The sequence below is a fragment of the Amycolatopsis sp. NPDC051106 genome (assembly GCF_040682775.1).
Classification (GTDB): domain Bacteria; phylum Actinomycetota; class Actinomycetes; order Mycobacteriales; family Pseudonocardiaceae; genus Amycolatopsis.
Window position 1 is genome coordinate 1 of the sequence record NZ_JBFBBQ010000030.1, and the last position, 25,678, is coordinate 25,678.

Annotated in this window: 20 protein-coding genes; 6 read left to right on the forward strand and 14 right to left on the reverse strand. The window is 71.3% G+C overall.

The features are described from left to right. Positions 1 to 409: 409 nt before the first annotated feature. The 3 genes from AB0M83_RS22630 to AB0M83_RS22640 form a co-directional block, all read right to left on the reverse strand. Positions 410 to 1,978: an amidase gene (locus AB0M83_RS22630; protein WP_364519996.1), complete on the reverse strand. Its 1,569-nt coding sequence runs from the start codon at positions 1,976 to 1,978 to the stop codon at positions 410 to 412. Beyond that, a complete protein-coding gene (gene glnA / locus AB0M83_RS22635) occupies positions 1,978 to 3,321 on the reverse strand; it encodes a type I glutamate--ammonia ligase (RefSeq protein WP_364519998.1) in 1,344 nt (447 codons plus the stop codon). Before glnA ends, AB0M83_RS22630 begins: the two co-directional genes overlap by 1 nt. 61 nt (positions 3,322 to 3,382) lie before the next feature. Beyond that, a complete protein-coding gene (locus AB0M83_RS22640; RefSeq protein ID WP_364520000.1) occupies positions 3,383 to 4,663 on the reverse strand; it encodes an MFS transporter in 1,281 nt (426 codons plus the stop codon). 98 nt (positions 4,664 to 4,761) lie between these two features. Here AB0M83_RS22640 and AB0M83_RS22645 point away from each other — a divergent pair, with 98 nt between their 5' ends. Then, positions 4,762 to 5,424 (forward strand): LppX_LprAFG lipoprotein, encoded by a 663-nt coding sequence (locus tag AB0M83_RS22645; RefSeq protein WP_364520002.1) that lies wholly within the window; start codon positions 4,762 to 4,764, stop codon positions 5,422 to 5,424. Here AB0M83_RS22645 and AB0M83_RS22650 read toward each other — a convergent pair. After that, positions 5,421 to 6,887 (reverse strand): alpha/beta hydrolase, encoded by a 1,467-nt coding sequence (locus AB0M83_RS22650; RefSeq protein ID WP_364520004.1) that lies wholly within the window; start codon positions 6,885 to 6,887, stop codon positions 5,421 to 5,423. The two genes, AB0M83_RS22645 and AB0M83_RS22650, sit on opposite strands and share 4 nt — an antisense overlap. Further along, positions 6,872 to 8,434 (reverse strand): alpha/beta hydrolase, encoded by a 1,563-nt coding sequence (locus AB0M83_RS22655; RefSeq protein ID WP_364520006.1) that lies wholly within the window; start codon positions 8,432 to 8,434, stop codon positions 6,872 to 6,874. The genes AB0M83_RS22650 and AB0M83_RS22655 overlap by 16 nt, the downstream gene beginning before the upstream one ends. A 156-nt stretch (positions 8,435 to 8,590) precedes the next feature. On the opposite strand from AB0M83_RS22655, the gene secA2 reads away from it, so the two are divergent. Continuing rightward, the gene (gene secA2 / locus AB0M83_RS22660; RefSeq protein ID WP_364520008.1) at positions 8,591 to 10,930 is read left to right on the forward strand and encodes an accessory Sec system translocase SecA2; all 2,340 of its coding nucleotides are present in this window, start codon (positions 8,591 to 8,593) and stop codon (positions 10,928 to 10,930) included. A 53-nt stretch (positions 10,931 to 10,983) separates the two neighbouring features. Here the strand turns inward: secA2 and AB0M83_RS22665 are convergent, their stop codons facing one another. Beyond that, a complete protein-coding gene (locus AB0M83_RS22665) occupies positions 10,984 to 11,529 on the reverse strand; it encodes a hypothetical protein (protein ID WP_364520010.1) in 546 nt (181 codons plus the stop codon). Positions 11,530 to 11,646: 117 nt separating this feature from the next. Here AB0M83_RS22665 and AB0M83_RS22670 point away from each other — a divergent pair, with 117 nt between their 5' ends. Next, positions 11,647 to 13,368 carry an NAD+ synthase gene (locus AB0M83_RS22670; protein ID WP_364520012.1) on the forward strand — a complete coding sequence of 574 codons (1,722 nt, stop codon included), beginning with the start codon at positions 11,647 to 11,649 and terminating at the stop codon, positions 13,366 to 13,368. Here AB0M83_RS22670 and AB0M83_RS22675 read toward each other — a convergent pair. Further along, on the reverse strand, positions 13,365 to 13,979 hold the full coding sequence (locus AB0M83_RS22675; RefSeq protein ID WP_364520014.1) for a VOC family protein: 615 nt from the start codon (positions 13,977 to 13,979) through the stop codon (positions 13,365 to 13,367). The genes AB0M83_RS22670 and AB0M83_RS22675 overlap by 4 nt on opposite strands. A gap of 7 nt (positions 13,980 to 13,986) precedes the next feature. Continuing rightward, on the reverse strand, positions 13,987 to 15,327 hold the full coding sequence (locus AB0M83_RS22680; RefSeq protein ID WP_364520016.1) for a S8 family serine peptidase: 1,341 nt from the start codon (positions 15,325 to 15,327) through the stop codon (positions 13,987 to 13,989). Positions 15,328 to 15,418: 91 nt separating this feature from the next. Here AB0M83_RS22680 and AB0M83_RS22685 point away from each other — a divergent pair, with 91 nt between their 5' ends. Then, the gene (locus AB0M83_RS22685; protein WP_364520018.1) at positions 15,419 to 15,952 is read left to right on the forward strand and encodes a methylated-DNA--[protein]-cysteine S-methyltransferase; all 534 of its coding nucleotides are present in this window, start codon (positions 15,419 to 15,421) and stop codon (positions 15,950 to 15,952) included. 169 nt (positions 15,953 to 16,121) lie between these two features. Here the strand turns inward: AB0M83_RS22685 and AB0M83_RS22690 are convergent, their stop codons facing one another. From AB0M83_RS22690 to lysX, 3 genes are all read right to left on the reverse strand, one after another. Further along, positions 16,122 to 16,709 (reverse strand): DinB family protein, encoded by a 588-nt coding sequence (locus tag AB0M83_RS22690; protein ID WP_364520020.1) that lies wholly within the window; start codon positions 16,707 to 16,709, stop codon positions 16,122 to 16,124. Positions 16,710 to 16,791: 82 nt separating this feature from the next. Further along, positions 16,792 to 17,364 carry a hypothetical protein gene (locus AB0M83_RS22695; RefSeq protein ID WP_364520022.1) on the reverse strand — a complete coding sequence of 191 codons (573 nt, stop codon included), beginning with the start codon at positions 17,362 to 17,364 and terminating at the stop codon, positions 16,792 to 16,794. Positions 17,365 to 17,428: 64 nt separating this feature from the next. Further along, on the reverse strand, positions 17,429 to 20,752 hold the full coding sequence (gene lysX, locus AB0M83_RS22700; RefSeq protein ID WP_364520146.1) for a bifunctional lysylphosphatidylglycerol synthetase/lysine--tRNA ligase LysX: 3,324 nt from the start codon (positions 20,750 to 20,752) through the stop codon (positions 17,429 to 17,431). 238 nt (positions 20,753 to 20,990) lie between these two features. Between lysX and panB the strand changes: the two genes are divergently transcribed. After that, on the forward strand, positions 20,991 to 21,854 hold the full coding sequence (gene panB / locus AB0M83_RS22705) for a 3-methyl-2-oxobutanoate hydroxymethyltransferase (protein ID WP_364520024.1): 864 nt from the start codon (positions 20,991 to 20,993) through the stop codon (positions 21,852 to 21,854). Positions 21,855 to 21,958: 104 nt separating this feature from the next. Here the strand turns inward: panB and AB0M83_RS22710 are convergent, their stop codons facing one another. Together AB0M83_RS22710 and AB0M83_RS22715 are read right to left on the reverse strand one after the other, a co-directional pair. Next, a complete protein-coding gene (locus AB0M83_RS22710; RefSeq protein WP_364520026.1) occupies positions 21,959 to 22,825 on the reverse strand; it encodes a cytochrome c oxidase assembly protein in 867 nt (288 codons plus the stop codon). Between the two features lies 1 nt (position 22,826). Next, on the reverse strand, positions 22,827 to 23,753 hold the full coding sequence (locus AB0M83_RS22715; protein WP_364520028.1) for an undecaprenyl-diphosphate phosphatase: 927 nt from the start codon (positions 23,751 to 23,753) through the stop codon (positions 22,827 to 22,829). 431 nt (positions 23,754 to 24,184) lie between these two features. Between AB0M83_RS22715 and pip the strand changes: the two genes are divergently transcribed. Further along, positions 24,185 to 25,129, forward strand: a complete 945-nt coding sequence (pip, locus tag AB0M83_RS22720) for a prolyl aminopeptidase (RefSeq protein WP_364520030.1) — start codon at positions 24,185 to 24,187, stop codon at positions 25,127 to 25,129. Here the strand turns inward: pip and AB0M83_RS22725 are convergent. Next, positions 25,115 to 25,669: a helix-turn-helix domain-containing protein gene (locus tag AB0M83_RS22725; RefSeq protein WP_364520032.1), complete on the reverse strand. Its 555-nt coding sequence runs from the start codon at positions 25,667 to 25,669 to the stop codon at positions 25,115 to 25,117. The two genes, pip and AB0M83_RS22725, sit on opposite strands and share 15 nt — an antisense overlap. Between the last annotated feature and the right edge of the window lie 9 nt (positions 25,670 to 25,678).

Consider the following 25,678-nt stretch of genomic DNA (forward strand, 5'->3'; position numbering starts at 1 on the left):
ATTAATGCTCTCAAAGGAACCTCAATACGAGGTTCACTACATAAGCTCTACTGGCTTAGTTCACTAGCACACTGTTGAGTTCTCAAGCAACACACTCTGGACTCACCGCTTTATCGGCGGCTATATCCTCGGCAGTTGTTCCAAGCGATATTCAAAGCTTTTGGTCGAGCATGCCTCAGCCTACGGTGTTAGTCGTAGGGATTCGGCGGCCGCTCGTGGGCCGACGCTGAACATTACCCGGTCCGATCCGCGGTGTCAACCCGCTCGGCCCGGCCGGATCTTCGGGGCTTGCGGCCCCGGGGCGACCCGGTGTTCCTGGCGACGAAGAGAAGATTACATGCCCCGAAACCGGTCCCGAACAGGGGGGTCACTTAACGCCATTGCCGCAGGTCAGAGCGTGTTCAAACCCCTACGACGGCATCGTCGGCAAGTAGCGCGGCGGGACCCGGGCCGGAGCCACTCTCGAGAAGTCCGCCGCGAGGGCGAGCATCCGGGCGTCCGACCACCGGGCACCCATGAACGAGATACCCACCGGGAGCGCTCCGGCAAACCCGGCCGGCACGGTCACGTCCGGGTAGCCGGCGACCGCGGCCGGGGTCGACGACGGGATCACGTCGTTGTCCCCCACCGCGCAGTCGGTCTTCCACGCGGGCGGGTTGGTCGGCGACGCGATCGCGTCGAGGTCGTACTTGTCCAGCGTCTCGTCGAGGGAGCGGCGGGCCAGGTCCGAGAGCTCGGCGCGGCCGGCGAGGTAGCCGGGGTCGGTCGGCGGCGGCGCAGCGAGTGCCTGCTCGAACAGTTCCTGGCCGGCGAAGCACGTCTGTTCCAGCGGGTCCGCGCGGTTGTAGGCGATCAGCTCGGCCAGGTTCCGCGGGCCGCGCGGGCGGGTCGCCAGGTAGGCGTCGATGTCGCGGTGGAACTCCGTGAGCAGCGCCGGGAACTCCAGTTCACCGAGCCGCGCCTGGTACGGCGGAGTCACCTCGACGACCGTCGCACCGGCCTTGACCAGGGAGTTCCGCGCGGACGTCATGATCGCGTCGGTGGCCGGGCCGAGCACCGGCAGCCGCCACAGCCCGATCCGCGCGCCACGCAGCACGCCCGGCCGAAGCAGCTTCGCGTAATCCGTGGGCTGGGAGTCCGGGTACTGCGAAGTGGCCGGGTCCGCGGGGTCCCGCCCTTGGAGGACCGACAGGGTCAGGGCGACGTCGACGACGGTGCGGGCGATCGGCCCGGCGGTGTCCTGCTCGGCGGAGATCGGCACCACCCCGGTGCGGCTGACCAGGCCGAGACTCGGTTTGTGCCCGACCGTCGCCGTCATCCCCGCGGGGCAGACGATCGAGCCGTCGGTCTCACTGCCGATCGCCACCTGGGCGAGCGACGCGGCGACGCCGGCCGCGGACCCGGCGGACGACCCGCACGGGTTGCGGTCCAGCACGTACGGGTTGTTCGTCTGCCCACCCACGCCCGACCAGCCCGACGTCGGCTTCGCGGCGCGGAAGTTCGCCCATTCGGAGAGGTTCGCCTTGCCGAGGATCACCGCGCCGGCGGCGCGAAGCCGCGTGATCAGCGTCGCGTCCTTCGCGGGATAGCTGCGCAGGGCGCGCGACCCCGCCGTCGTCCACTGGTCCCGCGTGTCGACGTTGTCCTTGACCAGCACCGGGATGCCGTCGAGCGGGCCACGCAGGTGGTGGGCGCGGCGGCGGGCGTCACTCTCCCGAGCCTGACCCAGCGCCGCGGGGTTCAGCGCGAGGACGGCGTTGACCTTGCCGTCGAGCCGGTCGATCCGGTCGAGGTACAGCCGGGTCAGCCCCACCGCGCTGAGCCGGCCGGACGCCATCCGGGCCTGCAGCGCCGGGATGTCGGCAGCGTCGAGGTCGAACTTCGAAGACGACACCGAAGACGCCGAAGCCGCGGGTGCCGCGGGGACGAGCACGAGTGCGGCGGCCAGGATCGCGAGGAACACCGGCCGCCGCCCCATCAGAGCACCGGGAGGAGCGTCCGGAGTTCGTACGGGGTGACCGCGCTGCGGTAGTTGTCCCACTCCACGCGCTTGTTCCGGAGGAAGAAGTCGTAGACGTGCTCGCCGAGCGCCTCGGGCAGGAGCTCCGACTTCTCCATCTCGGACAGGGCCTCTCCCAGGTTCTGCGGCAGCTGCGCGTACCCGGCGGCGCGCCGTTCGGAGTCGCTCAGCTGCCAGATGTTGTCCTCGGCGGGTGGCGGCAGCTCGTAGCCCTTCTCGATCCCCTTCAGCCCGGCGGCCAGGATGACCGAGTACGCCAGGTACGGGTTGCACGCCGAGTCCAGGGTACGGACCTCCACCCGTCGGGATGACGCCTTTCCGGGTGAATACATCGGGACGCGGACGAGCGCGGAGCGGTTCGCGCGGCCCCACGAGACCGTCGTCGGCGCCTCACTGCCGCTGATCAGGCGTTTGTACGAGTTCACCCACTGGTTGGTGACCGCGGAGATCTCCTTGGCGTGGTGCAGCAGGCCGGCGACGAACGCCTTGCCGGTCCCCGACAGCTCGTGCGGGTCCTCGGCGTCGTAGAAGGCATTGCGGTCGCCTTCGAACAGGCTGACGTGGGTGTGCATGCCAGAGCCGGGCTGGTCGGTGAACGGCTTCGGCATGAACGTCGCGCGGACGCCCTGGGTCAGCGCGACCTCCTTGACGACGTAGCGGAATGTCATCACGTTGTCGGCCATCGTCAGCGCATCGGCGTAACGGAGGTCGATCTCCTGCTGGCCCGGTGCCCCTTCGTGGTGGCTGAACTCGACCGAGATGCCCATCGCCTCGAGGGTCTCGATGGCGTGCCGGCGGAAGTGCGTCGCCGTGGCGTGGCTGGCCTGGTCGAAGTAGCCGCCGTTGTCCGCGGGCTCCGGCTCGCTGCCGTCGTCCGGCAGGGTCGCGAGCAGGAAGAACTCGATCTCCGGGTGCACGTAGCAGGTGAAGCCCGCTTCGGCGGCCTTCGACAGCTGACGCCGCAGGACGTGCCGCGGGTCGGCCCACGACGGCGAGCCGTCCGGCATCGCGATGTCGCAGAACATGCGGGCGGAGTACGGGCCGCCGTCCGGGGTCTCCCACGGCAGAACCTGGAAGGTGGCCGGGTCGGGCTTGGCGACCATGTCCGATTCGTAGACGCGCGCGAAGCCCTCGATGGCCGAACCGTCGAAGCCGATCCCCTCGGTGAAGGCGCCCTCGAGTTCGGCCGGCGCGACCGCGACGGACTTGAGGAACCCCAGCACATCGGTGAACCAGAGACGGACGAAACGGATGTCGCGCTCCTCGAGCGTGCGGAGCACGAATTCCTGCTGGCGATCCATGGCCGCACCCTAACGACAGCGTGTTAACGGGATGTTTCACGACGCGCCGAGGGCGACTAAGTCACGCCGCCAACACCGGAACGGGCCGCTTCGCGCGCTTGATCGCGAGGGACGCGACGGACGCGAGCACCGCCAAGACCGCGGCCGCATACCAGGCCAGGTTGTAGTTCCCGAGCTGGTCGCGGACCAGGCCGGCGGCCGACGCGGCGAACGCGGCGCCGAGCTGGTGGCAGGCGAAGACCCAGCCGAACACGATCGGGCCGGCGTCGCCGAACGCGCGCACGCAGAGGGCGACCGTCGGGGGGACCGTGGCCACCCAGTCGAGGCCGTAGAACAGGATGAACGCCCACATGCTCGGCTGCACGGAGTCGGTGAACAGCTGCGGCAGCAGGGCCAGTGAAAGGCCGCGAAGCGCGTAATAGACGCCGAGCAGGATGCGGGGGTCGACGCGGTCGGTGAGCCAGCCGGAGAAGATCGTGCCGACGACGTCGAAGACGCCTACCAGGGCAAGCAGGCCCGCCGCGGTCGTCTGCGGCATGCCGTGGTCGTGCGCGGCCGGGACGAAGTGGGTGCCGACCAGGCCGTTCGTCGTCGCGCCGCAGATCGCGAAGCCGACCGCGAGCAGCCAGAACGTCCGGGTCCGGGCGGCCTGGCCCAGTACCGAGAGCGCCCGGCGGGCCGAGCCGGTCTTGGACGCCGGGCGCGCGACCTCCGCGTCGGCCGGCGCGCCGTAGGCCGTGGTGCCGACGTCGGCGGGGTGGTCGCGGATGACCAGCAGGACCACCGGGACGACGGCCAGCGCGGCGATCGCGATCACCAGCGACGCCGTCCGCCAGCCCGAGCCGACCGCCAGGTTCGCGATGAGCGGCAGGAAGATCAGCTGGCCGGTGGCGCCGGCCGCGGTCAGGACGCCGGTGACGACGCCGCGGCTGCGGACGAACCACCGGGCCGCGACGGTCGCGGCGAAGCTCATCGCCATCGAGCCGGTGCCCGCGCCGATCAGGACGCCCCAGCAGAGGATCAGCTGCCAGCTCGCGCTCATGAAGACCGTGCCGGCCGCGCCGAGGGCGATGACGAACAACGCCGTCGCCGAGACGCGGCGGATGCCGAACCGCTCCATCAACGCGGCCGCGAAGGGCGCGAAGAGGCCATAGAGCACGAGGTTGACCGAGACGGCCGAACTGATCGTGGCCGTGGACCAGCCGAACTCCGCGTGCAGCGGGTCGATGAGGACGCCCGGGGCGGAGCGGAAACCGGCGGAGGCGAGCAGTGCGACGAAGGCGGCACCGGCGATCAGCCAGGCGCGGTGCAGCTTCGGGGCGGGGTGGGTCTCGACAGTCACCAGTGCAGTTTCACCGCGGGCGCGCGAGGCCGAAAGTGGCTTGAAGGACATCATCCGCAAGGATCCGGCCACGACGTCGTGCTCAGTAGGCTCGGGACATGCGCCGCTTCGCCCTCCTGCTCGTGCTCCTGCTGACGGCCGGCTGCACCGGATCGCCGGACACGCGCGGGCCGTTCCCGGCGGGGTCCGAGCTGGTCCGCGACGCGGCGACGTCGTTCGCCTCGGTGCGGAGCGTGCACTTCGCGGCCGGCGTCAACGGCGTGCTGCCGGGCTTCCCGCTCCGGCTCATCGAAGGCGACGCGACCCTCGACGGCGGCGGCTCCGCGACCGGCACGGCGGACGTCCAGTCCGGGGACGGCCACACGAAATTCCGCTTCACCGTGCGAAACGGCGAAGCCACCACCGACCCCGACGTCGCGAGCGGCCGGATTCCCGGGATGTACGCCGTGAGCACCTTCCTCGGCCCGTCCGGTGGGCTCGTACGGATGCTGCGAGGCGTCACCGACGCGAAGACCGAGGGCAAGGAGAACGTCGACGGCGCCGCGGCCCTGCGGGTCGACGGCCGCGTGCCCGCGGCCGTCGCGCACAGCGTGCTGCCGCAGGTCACCGCGGACATCACCGTCAAGGTGTGGGTTTCCGCGGACGGGCCCCGGCGGTTCGCCCGGCTCTGGGCGCAGATCCCGCCGGCCGGCGACCACCTCAGCCCGGTGATGGTCGAACTGTCGCTGACCAGGCAGAACGAGCCGGTGGACCTCGGCTAGCAGCGAGCGTCGGCGGCGATGCCGCCGATCAGGTACGCGATGCCCGCGCGGTCGACGCACGCGTTGCCGCCGAGGAAGACCGTGTGCTGGACCCCTTCGTAGGTCAGCAACGCGCTCTTGAGGTACTTCGCGAGGTCGACGCCCTGCTGGTACGGCGTCGCGGGGTCGTGCGTCGTCGAGATGACCAGGGTCTTCGGCAGCCCTTCGACGCGCGGCACGTGCTCGGCCGACGTCGGCTGGACCGGCCAGGTCGAGCAGATGTCCAGTTCGCTCGTGTCGGGCGTGCCGCCGGTCAGGAACGGCGCGCCGGCCAGCATCTTCCCGTGCGCGCGGTCGATCGCGGCCCGGTCGGTGACGCGGGTGTGGTCGACGCAGCGGACGGCGAAGTACGCGTCGATCGCGCCCGCGTAGTGCCCGTCGTGATCGCGGCGGTAGTAGTCGTCGGCGAAGGCCAGCAGCGTCCGGCCGTTGCCCTCGGCCACCTGCGCGAGCGCGGCTTTCAGCGCGGGCCAGTCGCCGCGTGAGTAGAGCCCCGCGAACGTGCCCGTGATCGCGTCCTCGAACGAGAGCCTGCGGTTCCCCGCGAGGAGGGGCTTCGTGCTCAGGGGACGCACCAGCCGCTGGAACGCTTCGGTGCGGCCGGCGAACGGGCACGCGCACCACCTGCCGAACTCGTTCAGCGCGTCCTGGAAGCCCGCGGCCTGCGTGACCAGCGAGTCCACCAGGCCCTGGGCCGGGTCGACGGCACCGTCGAGCAGCAGCGCGCGGACGTTGCGGGGGTACGCCTCGGCGTAGGCCGCGCCGATCTGCGTCCCGTACGAATAGCCGAGGTAGGTCAGTTTCTCGTCGCCGAGCGCGGCGCGAAGGACGTCGAGATCGCGTACGACGTCTCGTGTGCCGACGTTCGCGAGGAGCGTCTTGCCGTACTTCGTCGCTTCGGCGCACTTCGCGCCGTACGCGGTCGTCTCGGCGAGCTGCTTCTTCACCCCATCGGGCGACATGTCGCTTTCGATGTCGGACGCACGGTCGGCGTCCTGCTCGGCGTCGGTGCGGCAGGTGATCCGGGGTTCGCTGGTGCCGACGCCGCGCGGGTCGAAGCCGACCAGGTCGAAGCGGTCGAGCAGGGGCGCGGCGGCCGGCGACCTGGCCAGCGCCGCGGCCGTCGACGTGCCCGAGCCGCCCGGCCCGCCCGGGTTGACGACCAGCGAGCCGATCCGCTGTTTCGTGGCCTTGTGGCGCAGCAGGCCGACCGAGATCGCCGGTCCGTCCGGCGCCGCGTAGTCCAGCGGCACGGTCAGGTGGGCGCAGTCCAGGGAATCGCCGCACGGACTCCACGCGAGCTTCTGCTGAGTGAACTTTCCCGGGTCAGGCGGCCGGGAAGCGGACGGCGGCACGGGCGCCGGAGCACTCGTGCACGCCGCCAGCAGCACCGCCAGGGCGGTGAGACCTACTGCCCGGTGCACCGGGTCCCCTCCGGCGGCACCGTGCCGTCGAGGAGGTAGTCCGTGCCCGCCTGGTCCACGCACTTCACGCCCTGCAGGAACACCGTGTGCTGCGTGCCCTCGAAGGTGAGCAGCGCGCCCTTCAGGCCCCTCGCGAGGTTGACGCCGGCCTGGTACGGCGTCGCCGGGTCGTTGGTCGTCGAGATGACCAGCGTCTTCGCGAGGCCTTCGACGCTCGGCACGTGCGGCTCCGACGTGTTCGGCACCGGCCAGAACGCGCAGGCGTCACGAGCGGCCGAAGCCGGGCGGCCGTCGTCGAGGAACGGCGCCACCTTCACGTACTCCTCCTGCGCCTTGAGGATGACGGCCGGGTCGGTGACGCGCGGGTCGTCGACGCACCGGATCGCGGTGAAGGCGTCCTGCGTGGTGCCGTACTTGCCGTCGGTGTCGCGCTCGTTGTAGATGTCCGCGAGCTTCTCCAGCGTCACGCCGCGCTGCTGCCTCAGCTCATTCAGGCCGGTGTTGAGCGTGTCCCAGAGGCTCTCCTGGTAGAGCGCCTGGATGACGCCGGTGGTCGCGTCCTCGTAGGAGAGCTTGCGGCCGTCGCCGACCTGCACCGGGAAGTCGATCAGCGGGCGGACGAGGTCCTGGAACGCCTTCACCGCGGTGTTCGCGTCCTGGCCGAGCGCGCAGTCCTGCTGGGCGGTGCACCACTTCGCGAACTGCGTGAACGCCGTCCCGAAGCCCTGGCCCTGGGCGACCAGCGACTCGACCGCGTCCTGCTCCGGGTCGACCGCGCCGTCGAGGATCATCGCGCGGACGTTCTTCGGGAACGCCTCGGCGTAGGCCGAGCCGATCCGGGTGCCGTAGGAGTAGCCCAGATAGGTGAGCTTTTCGTCGCCGAGGACCGAGCGGAGGACGTCCAGGTCCTTCACGACGTCCCGGGTGCCGACGTTGGCCAGCATCCCGGTGCCGTCGTCGGTGCGCTGGGCGCACTTGGCGGCGAAGTCCTTCTCTTGGGCTTCCTGCTTCAGCACGCCCGCCGGCGAACCGTCGGTCTCACTGTCGTCGGCGCGGTCGGCGTCGCGCTCCTGATCGGTGAGGCAGTGGATGGCCGGCTGGCTCGCGCCGATCCCCCGCGGGTCGAAGCCGACCAGGTCGAACCGCTTGCCGAGGCCGGTGCTCGTCGTCGGCTTGACCAGGCCGGCGGCCGCGACCATGCCCGAGGCGCCCGGCCCGCCGGGGTTGACCACGAGCGACCCGATCCGGGAGCCCTCGTCGGTCGCCTTGTGCCGGAGCAGGCCCAGCGTGATGGTGTCGCCGGCCGGTTTGGCGTAGTCCAGCGGCACGGTCAGCCGGGCGCACTGGACGTCTTTCGCCTGGAACGCCGACCGCGCGTCTTCCGACGTCGCGTAAGGTGCGCAGTCGCCCCAGCTCAGGCTCTGGCCGTAGAACCGCTCCAGACCGGCGGGGACGGGCCCGGACGGCGGGTGCGACTCGGTCGTCGGCGCGGGCGCCTCCGGCTTGCCGGTGGACGTGCAGGCGGCCAGCGAGGCCGCGATCAGCACGGATGTCGCAATTGCGGTGATCCGGAGACGACCGGACCTGGCGCTGGGATGAGGGAACACGGTTGGATCGTCCCATCCGGCCGCGGAACTCGAACGCACCACCATCGCGTTGGGTGGTGGAAGGCCGGTCGAGCGAGAGAGAACGGGAGACCAGGGGTGGCAGCACTGATCAGCCGGGTGGGCAAGAAGCTCCGCCGGATCATCCAGCGGCCGGGCAGCGTCGAGCTGACCCGCTACGAAGCACTGCTGCCCGCGGTCGAGAAGCTCGAACCCGAGCTCGAGAAGCTCTCCGACGAGGAGCTGACCGAGCGGGCGGGCAAGCTCCGCGAGAAGCTGAAGGACACCGCCTTCGGCGACGACCAGCTGGTCGAGGTGTGCGCGCTGGGCCGCGAGGCCGCCCGGCGGGCGCTCGGCGAGCGCGCGTTCGACGTCCAGGTCCTCGGCACGATGGGCCTGCTCAGCAAGCACGTCGTGCAGATGGAGACCGGCGAGGGCAAGACGCTCGCCGGGGCGCTGGCCGCGGCCGGCTACGCGATCCGCGGGAAGCGCGTGCACGTCGTCACGGTCAACGACTACCTGGCCCGGCGCGACGCGGAGTGGATGGGCCCGGTGTACGCCCTGCTCGGCGTGTCGGTCGGGTGGGTCGAGCCCTCGCACTCCCGCGAGGAACGCCGCGAGGCCTACGCCAAGGACGTCACGTACGGCGCCGTCGCCGAGATCGGCTTCGACGTGCTGCGCGACCGGCTGGTGACTTCGGTCGACGACCTGGTCCAGCCCGACCCCGAGGTCGCGATCGTCGACGAGGCGGACTCGGTGCTGGTCGACGAGGCCCGCGTCCCGCTGGTGATGGCCGGTTCGATCGACCACACCGACGCCGACGAAGAGGTCGCGAAGGTCGTCCGGCGGCTGCGGCTCAACCTGCACTACGAGACCGACAGCGAGGGCCGCAACGCCTGGCTGACCGACGCCGGCGCGTCCGTCGTCGCGAAGTCGCTCGGCCTGGAGGTCGACGACCTCTACGGCGAGACGGCGTCGGACCGGCTGCCCGCGGTGAACGTCGCCCTGCACGCGCACGCGCTGCTCACCCGCGACGTCGACTACCTCGTCCGCGACGGCAAGGTGCAGCTCATCAACGCCGCCCGCGGCCGCGTCGCCGAGCTGCAGCGCTGGCCGGACGGCCTGCAGGCGGCCGTCGAGGCGAAGGAGCAGGTCACCGCGACCGACCGCGGCGAGATCCTGGACTCGATCACCGTCCAGGCGCTGCTGGCACGCTACCCCGAGGTCGCCGGCATGACCGGCACCGCGGTCGCCGTCGCCGAGCAGCTGCGCGAGTTCTACGAGCTCGAGGTCGCGGTCATCCCGCCGAACACGCCGAACATCCGCGAGGACCTCGAAGACCGGATCTTCGCGTCGCCGTCGCAGAAGCTGCGGGCGATCGAAGAAGAGATCCGCACGGTGCACGAGACCGGGCGGCCGATCCTCGTCGGCACCCAGGACGTCGCCGAGTCCGAAGAGCTGGCCGAGAAGCTGGCGAAGGTCGACCTCGAGTGCGTCGTGCTCAACGCGCGCAACGACGCCGAAGAGGCCGCGATCATCGCCGAGGCCGGCAAGAAGGGCGCGGTCACCGTGTCCACGCAGATGGCGGGCCGCGGTACCGACATCCGGCTGGGCGGCACCGACGGCGCGAACCGCGACGAGGTCGTCGAACTGGGCGGGCTGCACGTCATCGGCACCGCGCGGTACCCGTCGAGCCGGCTCGACGGCCAGCTGCGCGGCCGCTCCGGCCGGCAGGGCGACCCGGGCAGCGCGATCTTCTTCGCGAGCCTGAACGACGAGCTCGTGCTGTCGAACGCGCCGGACGTGCCCGAGGGCATCGTCGATGACGAAGAGACCGGCGAGATCACCGACAGCGCGGCGCTGCGGCAGCTCAACCACGCCCAGCGCGTCGCCGAGGGCGTCGACCTGGAGATCCACCGCAACACGTGGCGCTACACCCGGCTGATCGAGCGGCAGCGCCGTGACCTGCTGGTGCACCGCGACAAGGTGCTTCGCACCGCGTACGCGGCGGAGCAGCTGGAGAAGGCGCACCCGGAGAAGTTCGGCGAGCTGAAGGAAAAGCTCGACGACCAGGACAAGCTCGAGCAGATGTGCCGCGAGGTGCTGCTGTTCCACGTCGACCAGTTGTGGTCCGACCACCTGGCGTTCCTGACCGACGTCCGCGAGAGCATCCACCTCCGGGCGCTGGCGCGGGAAACGCCGCTGGACGAGTTCCACCGCGCGGCGATCCCGGAGTTCCACAAGATCATCAACGAGGCCAACACGCGGGCGGCGAAGACGCTCGAAGAGGCCGAGCTGACCGACGAGGGCATCGACCTGGGCGAGGCCGGCGTCCGGCGGGCGAACACGACGTGGACCTACCTGGTGCACGACAACCCGTTCGATTCCGACTTCGAGCAGACCATCAAGAAGGTCCGGAGCATGATCAAGCGCAAGTAGTCTTCTTCGCCGAAGCCGGGGGTCTCCGTTCGCGGAGGCCCCCGGTTCGCGTTTCAGGACGGCACGGTGATCCCGGAGATGCAGTAGGCCTGCTGGATGCGCTGCACCCGCAGCTCCCCCTGCACCGGCTCGCGCCCGATCGTGCCCGTCAGCGGGACGCGGATCTCGTCCGCTCCGGCCCGGCTCGGCGCGCCCGCGCTGAGCTGCGCGTTGCGGCTGCCGAGCGTCCTCACCGCACTGGCGACGACGCCCTCCGCGGACGCGCACGCCGCTTGGCGGGCCCCCGTCGCGTCGTCGCCCAGGACGGCGAGGATGAACTTGCCCGCGACGACGCTGCCCGAGTCGAGGTCGAGCGGAGGTCCGTCGGTGCCGCGCGAAGCCGGCCGGTCGTCGGGGACGAGGAAGCCCGGCGCGAAGAAGCCCGTGATCACGAAGACCACCACGAGCAGGAAGCCGACGCCGCCCGCGATCAGGCCGATGAGCAGGCCGTTGCCCTTCTTCGGCGACATCCCGCCGTACTGCTGCGGAGAGCCCGGCGGCGGGTAGCCCGGGTACTGCTGGTGCGGGTACTGGCCCGGCTGCTGCGGCGGGTACGTCACGGGTCTCCTTGTCCGGTTGGTCCGGTCGGCGGCAACCTGCTCGCGGCCGGAAACCGGCCGTGGCGTTTCGCCCACATTCGCTCGGCTGAGCGGGTGGCCGTGCGTCAGAATGGCCGTATGCCGCAACTGCGCATCGCGCTCGCCCAGGTCAACCCCACCGTCGGTGACCTCGACGGCAACGCCGACCTGCACGTCGCCTGGACCCGCCGGGCCGCCGAAGCCGGCGCCCACGTCGTCGTCTTCCCCGAGATGTCCCTGACCGGTTATCCCGTCGAGGACCTTTCGCTGCGCAAGACCTTCGCCGCCGCTTCCCGGCAGGGCGTCGAGTCGCTGGCGCGCCGCCTCGACGAGGCCGGCTGCGGCGAAGTGCTGACCTACATCGGCTACCTCGACCTCGACGAAGTCGGCCCGCGCGACGCGGCGGCGGCGCTCTACCGCGGCGAGGTCGTCGCGCGGCAGTTCAAGCACCACCTCCCGAACTACGGCGTGTTCGACGAGCACCGCTGGTTCAAGCCGGGCACCGAACTCGACGTCGTCCGGTTCCACGGGCTCGACATCGGCATGGTCATCTGCGAGGACATCTGGCAGGACGGTGGCCCGATCTCGGCGCTGGGCCGCGCCGGCGTCGACCTCGTGGTGGCGCCGAACGCGTCGCCGTACGAGCGGTCGAAGGACGAGCAGCGGCTGCCGCTCATCGCGCGCCGCGCCGCCGAAGCAGGCGCCCCGCTGGTCTACACCAACCAGGTCGGCGGCCAGGACGACCTCGTCTTCGACGGAGACTCGCTCGTCGTCCGCGCCGACGGCACGGTGCTGGCGCGCGCGCCCCAGTTCGTCGAGCACCTGCTCGTGCTGGACATGGACCTCACCGCGGGCGGCCACGCCGGCGACGGCGAACTCGACGGCCTGCACGTCCGGCGCCGGGTGCTGAGCTCGGACCCGCTGCCCGCCTACGAGCCGACCGCCGAGCCGGTGATCAGCGAGCCGCTGTCGGACGAGGCCGAGGTGTGGTCGGCGCTGGTCGTCGGGCTGCGGGACTACGTGCACAAGAACGGGTTCACGTCGGTGACGTTCGGGTTCTCCGGCGGCATCGACTCGGCGGTCTGCGCGTCGCTGGCCGCCGATGCTTTGGGCGGCGACAACGTCTACGGCGTCTCGATGCCGTCGCAGTACTCGTCGGGCCACTCGAAGGACGACGCGGCCGACCTCGCGCGGCGCATCGGGGCGCACTACCGCGTCGAGCCGGTCGAGGACATGGTCCGGGTGTACGTCGAGCAGCTTTCCCTGACGGGCCTGGCCGAGGAGAACATCCAGGCGCGGACGCGGGGCATGCTCCTGATGGCACTGTCCAACCTGGACGGTCATCTGGTGCTGGCCACCGGCAACAAGACCGAGCTGGCGGTCGGGTACTCCACGATCTACGGCGACGCGGTCGGCGCGTTCGCCCCGATCAAGGACGTCTTCAAGACGCACGTGTGGCAGCTGGCGCGGTGGCGCAACGCCGAAGCCGTCAAGCGCGGTGAAACGCCGCCGATTCCGGAGAACTCGATCTCGAAGCCGCCGTCGGCCGAGCTGCGGCCGGGCCAGATGGACTCCGACTCGCTGCCGGACTACGCGCTGCTCGACGACATCCTCGACGACTACGTCGAGGGCGACCGCGGCTACGCGGACCTCGTTTCGGCGGGGTTCGAGCCGGAGACGATCGACCGCGTGGTGCGGATGGTCGACAAGGCCGAGTACAAGCGGCGCCAGTACCCGCCGGGCACGAAGATCACGTTCAAGGCGTTCGGCCGGGACCGGCGGCTGCCGATGACCAACCTGTGGCGCGAGGGCAAGGCCTAGCTGAGCGCGACCTGACGGCCTTCCGGGGTCCGGAGGGCGGCGGTCAGGCCCGCCTTGTCCGCGCGGCGGACCAGCAGTTCGAGGCCGAGCGCGTCCGTCACCGCGAGGACCGAGTCCGGGTCCGGGTGCGTGCCCGTCACCATCAGCAGCGGCAGGGACGGCAGGCCGCGCGTCGTCGGGTGCGGGGTGCTGCCCCAGTCGATGAGGAACGGGTGGAGCGTGCCCGGGGTGCTCGGCGGGGTCAGGCGCCAGCGCAGCAGTTCGCCGTCGCCGGTTTCGCGGGACATCTCCCGCGCGTCGCCCGGGTCGAAGCCGTGGGCGCGGGCGTTCTCGATCGTCGTGTCGAGGTCCGTGGTGCGGACCGCCCACGCGACGAGCGCGGGCTCGGTGAGGTCGTCGATGCCGAACGGCCGGGGCGTTTCGGGCTCCGGTTGCGCCGGGTCCGGGCCGATCACCTCCAGGTACATCCCGGCGCCGAGGTCGGCGAGGTGGTTGGCGGTGCCGACGCCGACGTGGCTGCCGCCGGGCGCGGGCGTGACCCCGGTGAGTTCGGTGACGCGGGCGACGGCCTCGGCGAGGTCCGGCCCGGCGTAGACGAGGTGATCGAGCACCGCGCCATCATCCCGCGCCGACGGCGCTCGCCGCATCGACCATTCCGTGGCCGTAGTAGGTCGTGCCTTGCTTTGTCGACTTGCAGACGGTGTCGGGACACGGAAGCGGCTTCGACGTCTCGTAGAGGGCGCGCTTGATCCGTTCGGCGCCCCAGCGCGGGTGCTCGCTCGCGATCAAGGCGGCGACGCCGCTCGCGTGGGGTGCGGCCATCGACGTCCCGCTCGCCGAGCGGTATTCGCCGTTCGGCCAGGTCGACCAGACGCGCGCGCCGGGGGCCGCGACGCTGATCCGCGTCGCCGAGTAGTTGGAGAAGCTCGCTTTCAGCGCGTTTTCGTCGAGCGCACCGGTGCCGACGACGCCGGGCAGCTCGTGCGGCAGGCGGGTGCACGTCGGGTCGATCGGGCGTTCCACCGGGATGCCGTCGGCCGGGCTCTCGCGGTCGACCGAGCGCGTGTCGAGGTTGATCCCGGCGTTGCCGGCGGAGGCGACCACGAGGACGTCGCGACGCTGGGCGTAGGCGACCGCGCGGCCGACGGCGAGCTTGGCCGCGGCCTGGTCGGGCTGGTCGTCGCAGTTGTAGCGCCACGGGATCGAGCGGTAGCTGTTGTTGGTGATCGCGAAGCCGTGTTCGGCGGCCCAGACGAACCCGCAGACCATGCTTTCGGCCGTCTCGGTGTCGTCGAGCTCGGCGAGCTTCACGGCGGCGATCCGGACTCCGGGTGCGACGCCGACGACGCCGGATCCGTTGCGGGCCGCGGCGATCGTGCCCGCGACGTGCGTGCCGTGGCCGTCGAGCGTCGGCCGCCAGGCGCCGGGGCTGCGGTCGGCCCAGCCGGAAAGGCAGGACACGGAGTCCTTCGCGTCGAAGGCCGGTTTCAGGTCCGGGTGGGTGTCGTCGACGCCGACGTCGAGCACGCCGACGACGGTGCGCCTGCTGCCTTCGGTGACCTTGTGCGCTTCGGGCAGGTGCAGCGCCGGGACGTCCCACGCGGTGCCCTCGGACGGGACCTGGCCGGAGTTCGGCGAGTTCGGCCCGGTGTAGCGGACGTCCTTGCGGGGCGCGAAGAACTCCTTCGGGATCTTCGCGGTGCGCGTCGCGCCGACGGCGTCGATGCCAGGTGTCCTTCGGACCTTCGCGGCGAAGTCGTCCTTCGCCGTGTACGCGACCACGACGCCGATCTGCGGGTAGCTCGCGACGACCGTGCCGCCCGCTTGGTGGACGGTCCATTCGGCCCACCCCGTGTTGTGGGCGACGACGACGTGCGGCATGACGAGCGGGTCCGCTGTCGCTGTCGCGGGGGTCATGACGCCGAGCAAGACCGCTGCCACCAGGATCGCGCGTCGCACCGACAGCCTCCTCGAACTCGGCAAACCACCCAAAGCGAACCTAGCGATCAATCGTCTCCGCGGTACCCCTCTTCGGTCGTAGGCTGATCGCATGACAACGGGGTTCACGGTGTTCGACACGGCGCTGGGGCCGTGCGGGCTGGCGTGGCGGGACGACGTCGTGACCGGGACGTCGCTGCCCGACGGCGCCGCGGCTGGCCTGCGCGCCCGGCTGGCTCAGCGGTTCCCGGACGCCGTCGAGGGCCCGCCGCCGGCACCGGTGCGAGTGGCGGTCGACGGGATCGTCGCACTGCTGACCGGCGCACGTGAGGACCTGGCTTCGGTCCGGCTGGACTTCACGGGCGTCCCGGAGTTCAACCGCCGCGCGTACGAGATCGCGCGGACGATCCCGCCGGGCAAGACCCTGACGTACGGCGACATCGCGCACCGGCTGGGCATGCCGGGGTCGGCGCAGGCGGTCGGGCAGGCGATGGGGAACAACCCGTTCCCGATCGTGGTGCCGTGTCACCGGGTCATGGCGGCGGGTGGGAAGGACGGCGGGTTTTCGGCGCGGGGCGGGGTCGCGACGAAGCGCCGGATGCTCGTGATCGAAGGCGCGCTGGCGGACGAGCCGACCCTGTTCTGACCCGAACCGTGCGCGGAAGGGTCGACACACGTGATCCGGGAGTCGACACGGCCCGGCGGACGTCGCCGCCGGGCCGGGGCCGGGTCGCGAACGGACGACACGCGTACCTGGAGGGTCGGTTCGCGTACCTGGAGGGTCGGCTCGCGTACCCAGGCGGTCGGCTTGGGGGTCAGGCGGGGTGGGGTGGGGTCCAGGGCTTGATCCACGGGGTCTCCGGCCAGCCCTCCGCCGCCGCCATCAGGGGGATCGCCGTGCCGCCGTCGACGTGCTCGCGGATGATGTCCGCGTGGCCCGCGTGGCGGGCCGTCTCCTCGATCAGGTGCAGCAGGACCCAGCGGACCGACCACGCCTCGACGTCCTGCGGGTACCAGGGCACGCCCTTCGGCACCGGGACCGCCTGGCCGAGGTCCTCGATCCCCGCGATCACCTCCGCCGTGCGGGCCGCGACCTCGTCGTAGCGGGCCAAGACGCCGGCCAGCGTCTCCGACGGCCCCAGGCTGTACGCGTCCTGGTACTCGGCCATCGCCTGGTCGAACGGCTTCTGCGGCAACCGCAGCAGGATGTCGATCCAGCCGTCCTCCGTCGACGCCACGTGCTTGACCAGGCCGCCCACCGACAGCGAGCTCTTCGTCGGCGTGAGCCGGGCCTGCTCGTCCGTCAGCCCGTGGGCCGCCACCTTCAGCACGTGCCGCTGCTGCTCCAGGTACCGCAGCAGCCCGTCACGCTCGTCGGCCACCGGGGGCACGTTTCCCGCCATCGAGATCAGCTCCTTCGCGTTCGTTGCCGGGATCGTCCCACCTCCCCCCGACAATTCGGGCGCAAGACGCTGCTGGAGCTGCTCAGCCGCCTCGAGGCGCATGCCGGGGCGCGGGCTTGATGAAGGCGTACGCCCCGCCGAGACCGTAGAGGACCGCGCGCACCCCCTGCTCGACCCGGCTGACCACGCCTTCGGCGGTGTCCAGCTGCCGCGCGAGCACGAGGGCGGCCCAGGTGACCAGCACGACCACGAGCCCGGCGACGGCGAGCGCGCGCCAGCCCGGCGGCCACCACAGGATCAGGCTGACCACGCCGACCGTGAGCACGACGGTCGCCAGCGACGAGAGCACGACGCTCTGCTCCGGGTAGGCGGCCTGCAGCAGCGCGACCAGGCCGAACACGCTGACCGAGATCGAGCTGAGCCGCGCCGTCCACTGGACCGGGCCGAGCCGGTGCAGCGGCGGCCCGGCGAGCAGGAAGGCGACCCCCGAGACGGCCAGCAGCACGCGGAACACCGGCGGACCGCTCAGCAGCGCCTCGACCGGGTCGTGCACCGGCGAGACGCCCGTCGGCAGGAAGAATTCCAGCAGCCATGCCGAATACGCCAGCACGGCCAGTCCCATGAGGAGGGCCGAGGCGATCCGAGCCGTGCGCACGTGGCACACATTAAGCGACCCGGGCCCCCTGGGCCGCATCACCGTGATCAGATCGATCGAAGCGTTATGCCTGCGGTCGGACGAAGGGAAAGAGGACCGTCTGGCGGATGGAGGCTCCGGTGAGCATCATCAGCAGCCGGTCGACGCCCAGGCCGAGCCCGCCGGTGGGCGGCATGCCGTGCTCGAGGGCCAGCAGAAAATCGTCGTCCAGCTCCATCGCTTCGACGTCGCCGCTCGCCGCCCGCAGCGACTGCGCCTCCAGCCGCCGCCGCTGCTCGATCGGGTCGGTCAGCTCGGTGTAGGCGGTGCCGACCTCGGAGCCGAACGCGATGAGGTCCCAGCGCTCGGCCAGCCGCGGGTCCTCGCGGTGCTGGCGGGTGAGCGGCGAGACGTCGGTCGGGTAGTCCGTGTAGAAGGTCGGCAGCACGGTCGCGCCCTCGACGAGGTGCTCGAACGCCTTGAGCACGAGGTCGCCGTGGCTCGGGTCCTCCCCCACCGGCACGCCCGCGGCGAGGCACAGCCGGCGCAGGTCCGCCACCGAAGTCCCCGAATCGACCCGCTCCCCGAGGGCCGCCGAAACGGCGTCGTGCACGGTGATCACCGGCCAGTCGCCGGAGATGTCGTGCTCGACGACCTTGCCGTCCGCATCGGGCCTGCGCACGACCTGGGCGCCGTACGCCGCTTCGGCCGCGTGCTGGACGAGCTCACGCGTCAGCGTCCGCATCGTGTCGTAGTCCGCGTACGCCTGGTACGCCTCGAGCATCGTGAACTCGGGGTTGTGCGTCGCGTCGACGCCTTCGTTGCGGAAGTTCCGGTTCAGCTCGAAGACGCGCTCGACGCCGGCGACGCACAGCCGCTTCAGGTACAGCTCGGGGGCGATCCGCAGGTACATCCGCATGTCGTAGGCGTTGATGTGCGTGACGAACGGCCGGGCGTTGGCGCCGCCGTGGACCGTCTGCAGCATCGGGGTCTCGACCTCGAGGTAGTCGGCGTGGTGCAGCCGCTCGCGCACCGCGCGGACCACTGTGGACCGCAGGCGCAGCATCGCCGTCGAGTCGGGGTTGACCGCGAGGTCGAGGTAGCGCTGCCGCACCCGCGTCTCGGGGTCGGTGAGCCCCTTCCGCTTGTCCGGCAACGGGTGCAGGCACTTCGCGGTGACCGTCCACTCGTCGACGAGGACCGAGAGCTCGCCCCGCTTCGACGTCACGACCTGGCCGCTCACGCCGACGTGGTCGCCGAGGTCGACGCCGGTCCGCCAGCCCGTGAGGTCGAGCTCGCCGGCCTCCAGCATCAGCTGGATCTCGCCGCTGAAGTCCTTGACGCGCGCGAAGCACAGCCCGCCGAGCGTGCGCATCGCCAGCACGCGCCCGGCGATCCGGACGCGGTGGCCGGTCGCGCTGTCCGGCCGCAGGTCGCCGAACTTCGCCACGACGTCGCCGATGTGGTCGTCCCGGCGGAACCCGACCGGGTACGGGTCGATGCCGGCCTCGCGCAGCTTGGCGAGCTTGGCCATGCGGACGCGTACCTGCTCCGGCCGCCGCGCCTGCTTCGCCGCCGGGACCGCCGCGGACTCCTCGATCTCCCGGACGCGCGCGACGAAGTCGTCGCCGACCGTCTCGAGCCGCAGCGCCCGCGACCGTCCGGTCGGGACGAACCCTTCGAGCGCGCCCGCGACGATGCCGACGCGCGGGAGGCGGCGCGCGGAGGAGTAGCAGAGGAACCGCGGCTCCCAGTCCGGCCCGTACTTGGCGTTGGACCGGTACAGCGACTCCAGCTGGAAGAACCGCGACGCGAGGCTGAGGACACCGCGCCACGCCCGCAGCACCGGGCCGGCGCCGATCCGCTCGCCCTCGGAGAAGACCGCGCGGAACATCGCGAAGTTGAGCGAGATGCGCTGCGCGCCCAGGTGCTGCCCGGCCGCGACGACCTCGGCGATCATGAACTCGTTGAGGCCGTTCTCCGCGTCGCGATCGCGGCGCATGAGGTCCAGGGAGAGGCCCCGCCGGCCCCACGGGACGAACGACAGCAGGCCGCGCAGCTCGCCGTGGGCGTCGTAGGCCTCGACCATGACGCTGCGGCCGTCGCTCGGGTCGCCGAGCCGGCCCAGCGCCATCGAGAAGCCGCGTTCGGTCTCGGCGCCGCGCCAGGCCTGGGCGCGGGCGAGCAGCTCGGCCATCTCGTCGTCGGGGATTTCGCTGTGGCGGCGGACCTGCGAGGTGTACCCGACGCGCTGGATGCGCTTGACGGCCTGGCGCACCGAGCGCCGTTCCGGCCCGGCGAGGCTGAACTCGCGGATGTCGAGCACCGCTTCGTCGCCGATCTCCAGGGCGCGCAGGCCGGCGTCGGTGTACGCCTTCGCGCCGCGCTCGCTCGCCCCGAGCACGCCGGGTGTCCAGCCGTACGTGCGTGTCTCGTCGAGCCACGCGCGGACGGCGTCCGGCCACGCCTCGGGATCGCCGATCGGGTCGGCGCTGGCGACGCTGGTGCCGCCGAGCACGCGGTAGGTCACCGCCGCACGGCCGTTCGGCGAGAAGACGACGCTCTTGTCGCGCCGGGTGGCGAAGTAGCCGAGGGAGTCGTCTTCGCCGTGCTGGGCGAGCAGCCGGCGCACGCGAAGCTCTTCTTCGTCCGTCCGCAGGCGACGGCTGCGGACGCCGCGGAAGAGCATGTACAACGCGGCGGTGGCGACGGCCGTCGCGCTCAGATCGATGAGCACGTCCAGCCAGGCCGGCCCTTCGCCGACGCCGATGCGGCGCAGCTGCAGGTTCTCACCGGTGGCGTGGTTGACGACCCAGGCGAAGCGCTCCCACGAGTCGCCGAGGTGGCCGGGAAACGCTTCCGCCAGTCCCCAGCCGACCAGGATGACGGCCACCAGCCCGCCGAAGAGCATGGCCAGGCCGTCGCGCCAGGCGCTCGGCGCGAGCCGGGCCGGGAACGCCCTGCGCAGCGCGAGCAGGAAGAAGATCAGCGCGACCGACAGCACGTCGGCCACGGTGAGGGCCCACAGCTGGACCGGGATGTGCCGGACCTGCTTCGACCCCAGCGAGAGCAGTTCGGGCGACCACAGCAGCGTCGCCTGCAGGGCGAGGGTGAGCACCAGCCCGACGACCTGGAACAGCACCAGCGTGTACAGCGCGGCCTTCTTGCGGCGGCGCAGCGCGGCCCCCAGCACCACCAGCAGCAGCACCATCACCAGGCTCGCGCTGGTCGGCACGCTCAGGCTCGAGAAGGCCATGTCGATGCCGTTGAGCAGGTGCCCGTGCGGGCCGTTGGTGAACAGGAGCAGCACCGAGAAGACCGCGGCCAGCTGGACCACGGTCGCGACGATGCCGCCCGCTTTCGCCTTCCAGGCGGGGAGGCGCGGGCGTGTGCTCGCGAGGGTTCCCATCGTTGCTTTCGTCGCCTTTCGCGGCCGGTCGGTCGTCATGCCGTCTTCTTGACGTGAGTGAACACAGGTTGGTTGTCCCCCGGCATCAACCTGAAGGCTGACGCCCCCTGCTACCCGGGGGTGTGAAGCTGGTCGCACGGGGTTGGGGCCGGTCCGGGGGCGTGTCACGCTTTGAGACGCCTCTGCTCCACGACCCGGGGACCTCACCGAGGCCTCGAGGGAAGGACGGTCGACGACGATGTCTGCCAGCGCCGAAGAACCCGCCCCCTACGGCACCGGACCCGCCGCCAAACCGGCGCCGGGCCGGAAGGTCCGCGTCCACCACCTGCGCGAGCTCAAGGAACGCGGCGAGCCGTGGCCCATGCTCACCGCGTACGACATGTACACCGCCGCGCTGTTCGACGAGGCCGGGATCCCCGTGCTGCTCGTCGGCGACTCCGCGGCCAACAACGTCTTCGGCTACGATACCTCGCTGCCGGTGACGGTCGACGAGCTGCTGCCGCTGGTCCGGGCGGTCACGCGGTCGGTCAAGCGGGCCCTCGTGGTCGCCGACCTGCCGTTCGGCTCCTACCAGCTCTCGCCGCAGCAGGCGCTGGAGACGTCGGTGCGATTCATGAAGGAGGGCCGCGCGCACGCCGTGAAGCTCGAAGGCGGCCGGCGGTTCGCCGCGCACGTCGAGGCGCTGACGTCGGCCGGCGTGCCGGTGATGGGCCACATCGGCTTCACCCCGCAGAGTGAACACAACCTCGGCGGCTACCGGGTGCAGGGGCGCGGCGAAGCGGCGGACGTGCTGCTCGCCGACGCGCTGGCGCTGCAGGAGGCCGGGGCGTTCGCGGTGGTCATGGAGATGGTGCCCGCCGAAGCCGCGAAGCGCGTCACGGCGGAGCTGAAGATCCCGACGGTCGGCATCGGCGCCGGTCCGGACTGCGACGCCCAGGTGCTCGTCTGGCAGGACATGGCCGGGCTGCGGCGCGGGAAGGCACCGCGGTTCGTCAAGCGGTACGCCGACGTCGCGACGGTGCTGCAGGACGCGGCGACGGCGTTCGCGGAGGACGTCCGCCGCGGCGAGTTCCCGGCGCCGGAACACACTTTCCACGACTGACCTCGAGCGCCCCAATGTGGCCTTCGGTGCGTTGAACGCACCGAAGGGCCCCTTGGGTGCGTTCAACGCAACCAAGGCCACATTGGGGCGCTGGGGAACCCTCCTCACCGGCGCTTGAACCGTTCTTCCAGCGCCGGGTCCTTTTCCCACCACAACCCCGATGTCGAGGCGGCGCCCGAAGCGGCTTCTTCGTCCAGCTGGACGTCGATCTGCTTCGCGCGCCGCTCGTCGTCGCGGGCCCAGCGGACGAACAGCGCCACCACGAACGGCAGCCCCGCGACGTCGCCGCCGATCCACAGGACGCCCGCGCCGATGATCTGGTCCGTGCGCGGATCCGGCCCCCGCCCCGGGTGCGCGGCCGCGTAGTGCGCCGGCGCCAGCAGCGGGCCGAGCCACAGCACCAGGCCGAGCGCGCCGTCGAAGATCACCTCCGTGAACGCGATCCACACCGAGACCAGGTGCGGGTCGCGCCGCGGGGTCGGGTCGAGCCCCAGCCGGGTCCAGAAGTAGACGAACCCCGCGAGCACGAGCGCGAGCCGGACCAGGCCGTTGGCGAGCGGGGACCGCAGGGTGAGGTCGTAGAGCGGGGTCAGGTAGAGCACCAGCACCGGCACGACCAGCGTGAGCGTGACGACCGGCGGGAACGTCAGCGCCCGCGCCGCCTTGCCGCGGCCGTGCCTGCGCAGCCACCGGGCGGCGATGGTGTCGAGCAGCAGCCGGATGGGTGAGCCCAGCGCCAGCAGCAGGGGCGTGATCATGAGCAACGTCGTGGTCTGGACCGCCCGGACCCAGAAGAACGTCGTGTCGTAGACGGCCAGCGGCGAGCAGGTGACGAGCACGATCGTGACCAGGCCGGCGAGGAACGCCGCCGTGCGGCCCGGCGGCCAGTCGCGGCCGTGGGCGGCGCGCACGTAGAGCGCGCCGAGGACGAGCACGGCGAGGACCGCCGGGGCGTCGAACGTCAGCGGCACGTCAGACCGCGAAGAAGATCAGGCTGCCGATTCCGGCAACGACGCAGTAAATGGCGAACGGGGTCAACGTGCGCGTTTCGAAGTAACCGGTGAGGAACCGGACAGAAATGTACGAAGCGACCCCGGCGACGACGCTGCCGACGAGGGCCGGCCCGAGCGACGCGTGGTTCTCCGGGGCGAACAGCGTCGGCAGCTTCAGCACGCCCGCAGCGAGGATCACCGGCGTGGCGAGGAGGAACGCGAAGCGCGCGGCGTCCTCGTGGCCGAGCCCGCGGCGCAGTCCGGCGACCATCGTGATCCCCGAGCGGCTGATGCCCGGCAGCAGCGCGAGGATCTGCGCGGCGCCGATCAAGACCGCCTCGCCGACCCGCAGCTTCGCCAGCCGGACGTCGGTCCGCTCGTCGACCGAAACCGCCCGCATGACCAGGGTTTCCTCGGTCGAGAAGTCCACAGTGTCCTCGTCCGCCGAAGGCTTCTTCCGGGAGAACTTCTCGGCGGCGTAAAGGACTCCGCCGTTGAGCGCCAGGAAGATCGCCGACGGCACCGGCTTGCCGAGGTAGTCGCGCAACAGGCTTTCGAAGAGCAGACCGGCAAGGCCGACCGGGATCGTGGCGAGCACGAGCAGCCACGCCAGCCGCTGGTCGGGGGTGCGGACCTCGCGGTGGCGCAGCGACGTCCACAGCCCGCCGATGATCCGCACCCAGTCCTTCCGGAAGAACAGCACGAGCGCCAGCGCGGTGGCGACGTGCATCGCGACGAGCACCGCGAGGTACGGCGAATCCTTCCCGATGCTCAGGTCCCGCTGCCACGACCCGCCGAGCCAGGCGGGCAGCAGGATGCTGTGGCCGAGACTGGACACCGGAAACAATTCCGACACCCCCTGCAAGGCGCCGACGACAATCGCCTCGAAATAGGTCACCGCGGACATTCCGAGCCTTTCCGTGCCACTTTTCGAAACCCTGACACCGGAACGTACCGGCCCATTCGTTAAGCACCGGCAAGGGGCAGCGCCGCGCTCAGCGTCCTCTCAGCGGACGTTCACGTATATGAACTTCAATCATGTTCTTGACTGACGTTCGGACCTTGGCTTAGCGTTTAGCCCGTCGCCGCCACGACGAAGCTTCGCAACCTCGACGAGGAGGACGGAAATGCGTGTGCGGACCACCGGCCGTCGTGACCACCCCGACGGCGCCGTTCCTCCTCGCCCGGACCTCAGCCGCAGGACGTCCGAGCCCCACTGACTGGGAGCCCGCTCAGCCCGGCGGCGGGGGCGGGCTCCCACCTTTCTTGGTCGTCGTCCCGGCCTCTGGCGGCGGGGTGTCGGGACGGCGACCAGGACCCTCCGGCACAGTGAACGGCATGGACGAGCTCTACCCGCCGATTCCCGCGCGGGCCGAAGGATTCCTCGACGTCGGGGACGGACACCGGATCCGGTGCCAGGAGGCGGGCAACCCGGCCGGGAAGCCGGTCGTGGTGCTGCACGGCGGGCCCGGCAGCGGGATCGCACCCATGGCCCGGCGGCACTTCGACCCCGCGGCCTACCGGATCGTCCTGTTCGACCAGCGCGGGTCGGGACAGTCGACGCCGGGCGCCGAGGACCTCACCGCCAACACCCTGTGGCACCTGGTCTCCGACATGGAGGCCCTGCGCGAGCGGCTCGGCATCGAGCGCTGGCAGCTCTTCGGCGGCTCGTGGGGCGCGACCCTCGCCCTCGCCTACGCGCAGACGCATCCTGCACGCGTCAGCGAAATCATCCTGCGCGGCGTGTTCACCGTGCGGCAGAGCGAACTGGACTGGATCTACCGGGGCGGCGCCGCGAACCTGTTCCCGCGCGAATGGGAGGCCTTCCTCGCCCCGCTCCCCGCTTCGCAGCGGGACGATCCCCTCTCCGCGTACAGCGACCTCCTGAACGACCCGGACGAGGAGGTCCGGCACCGCGCGGCGATCGCGTGGAGCACCTGGGAAGGCGCGACGGTTTCCGTGCAGCCCCAGGAGTCCCTGGTCCGCCAGTACGCGGAACCGGCGTTCGCGCTGACCTTCGCGCGGCTCGCGGTCCACTACTTCCGCCACGGCGCGTGGCTCGAGGACGGCCGGCTGATCCGCGACGCGGGCAAGCTCGCCGGCATCCCGGGTGTGATCGTGCAGGGCCGCTACGACGCGGTGTGCCCGCCGGTCACGGCGTACGAGCTGCACCGGGCGTGGCCGGGTTCGGAACTGAAGCTGCTGGAAGGCGCCGGGCACGCCGTGACGGACCCGGGCGTGCTGGCCGCCCTGCGCGCGGCGACGGACTCATTCCGCCAGTAGCACCGCGAAGACCTTCTCGAGCTTGGTCCTGAGCACCGCTTCGCCGGCGCGGGCGAGCTCTGTGCTGCCGATGAGCGTGCGCATCACCCAGAAGCCGGCGATCACCGCGAGCACCAGCGCGGGGCCCTCGGCGTTCTTCCCGGCCGGGAGGACGTCGGTGAGGTGCTTCTCGACGTGCCGCTCGATGCCCGCGCGCAGGATCTCCGCGGCGCGCGGGTTGGGCGCCGACCGCAGCATCAGCAGGAACGGGTCGAGCCGCCCGGCGTCCGGCGCGGTCCGGCGCACCAGCACGGCCGCGATGTCCGCGGCGAGCGTCGCCGGGTCGTCGGTGAGCACGGTCCGCTCCTTCATCGCGGCTTCGACGACCTCGGCGAAGAGTCCTTCCTTCGAGCCGAAGTAGCGGTTGACGAGCATCGCGGTGACCCCGGCGGACTCGGCGATCTCGCGCACGCCGACGGCGTCGTACCCCGCCCGGGTGAAGGCTTCGAGCGCCGAGTTCAGGATCGCTTCCCGGGTCGCGGCGGCGTTGCGAGGTCTCATGTATACGAG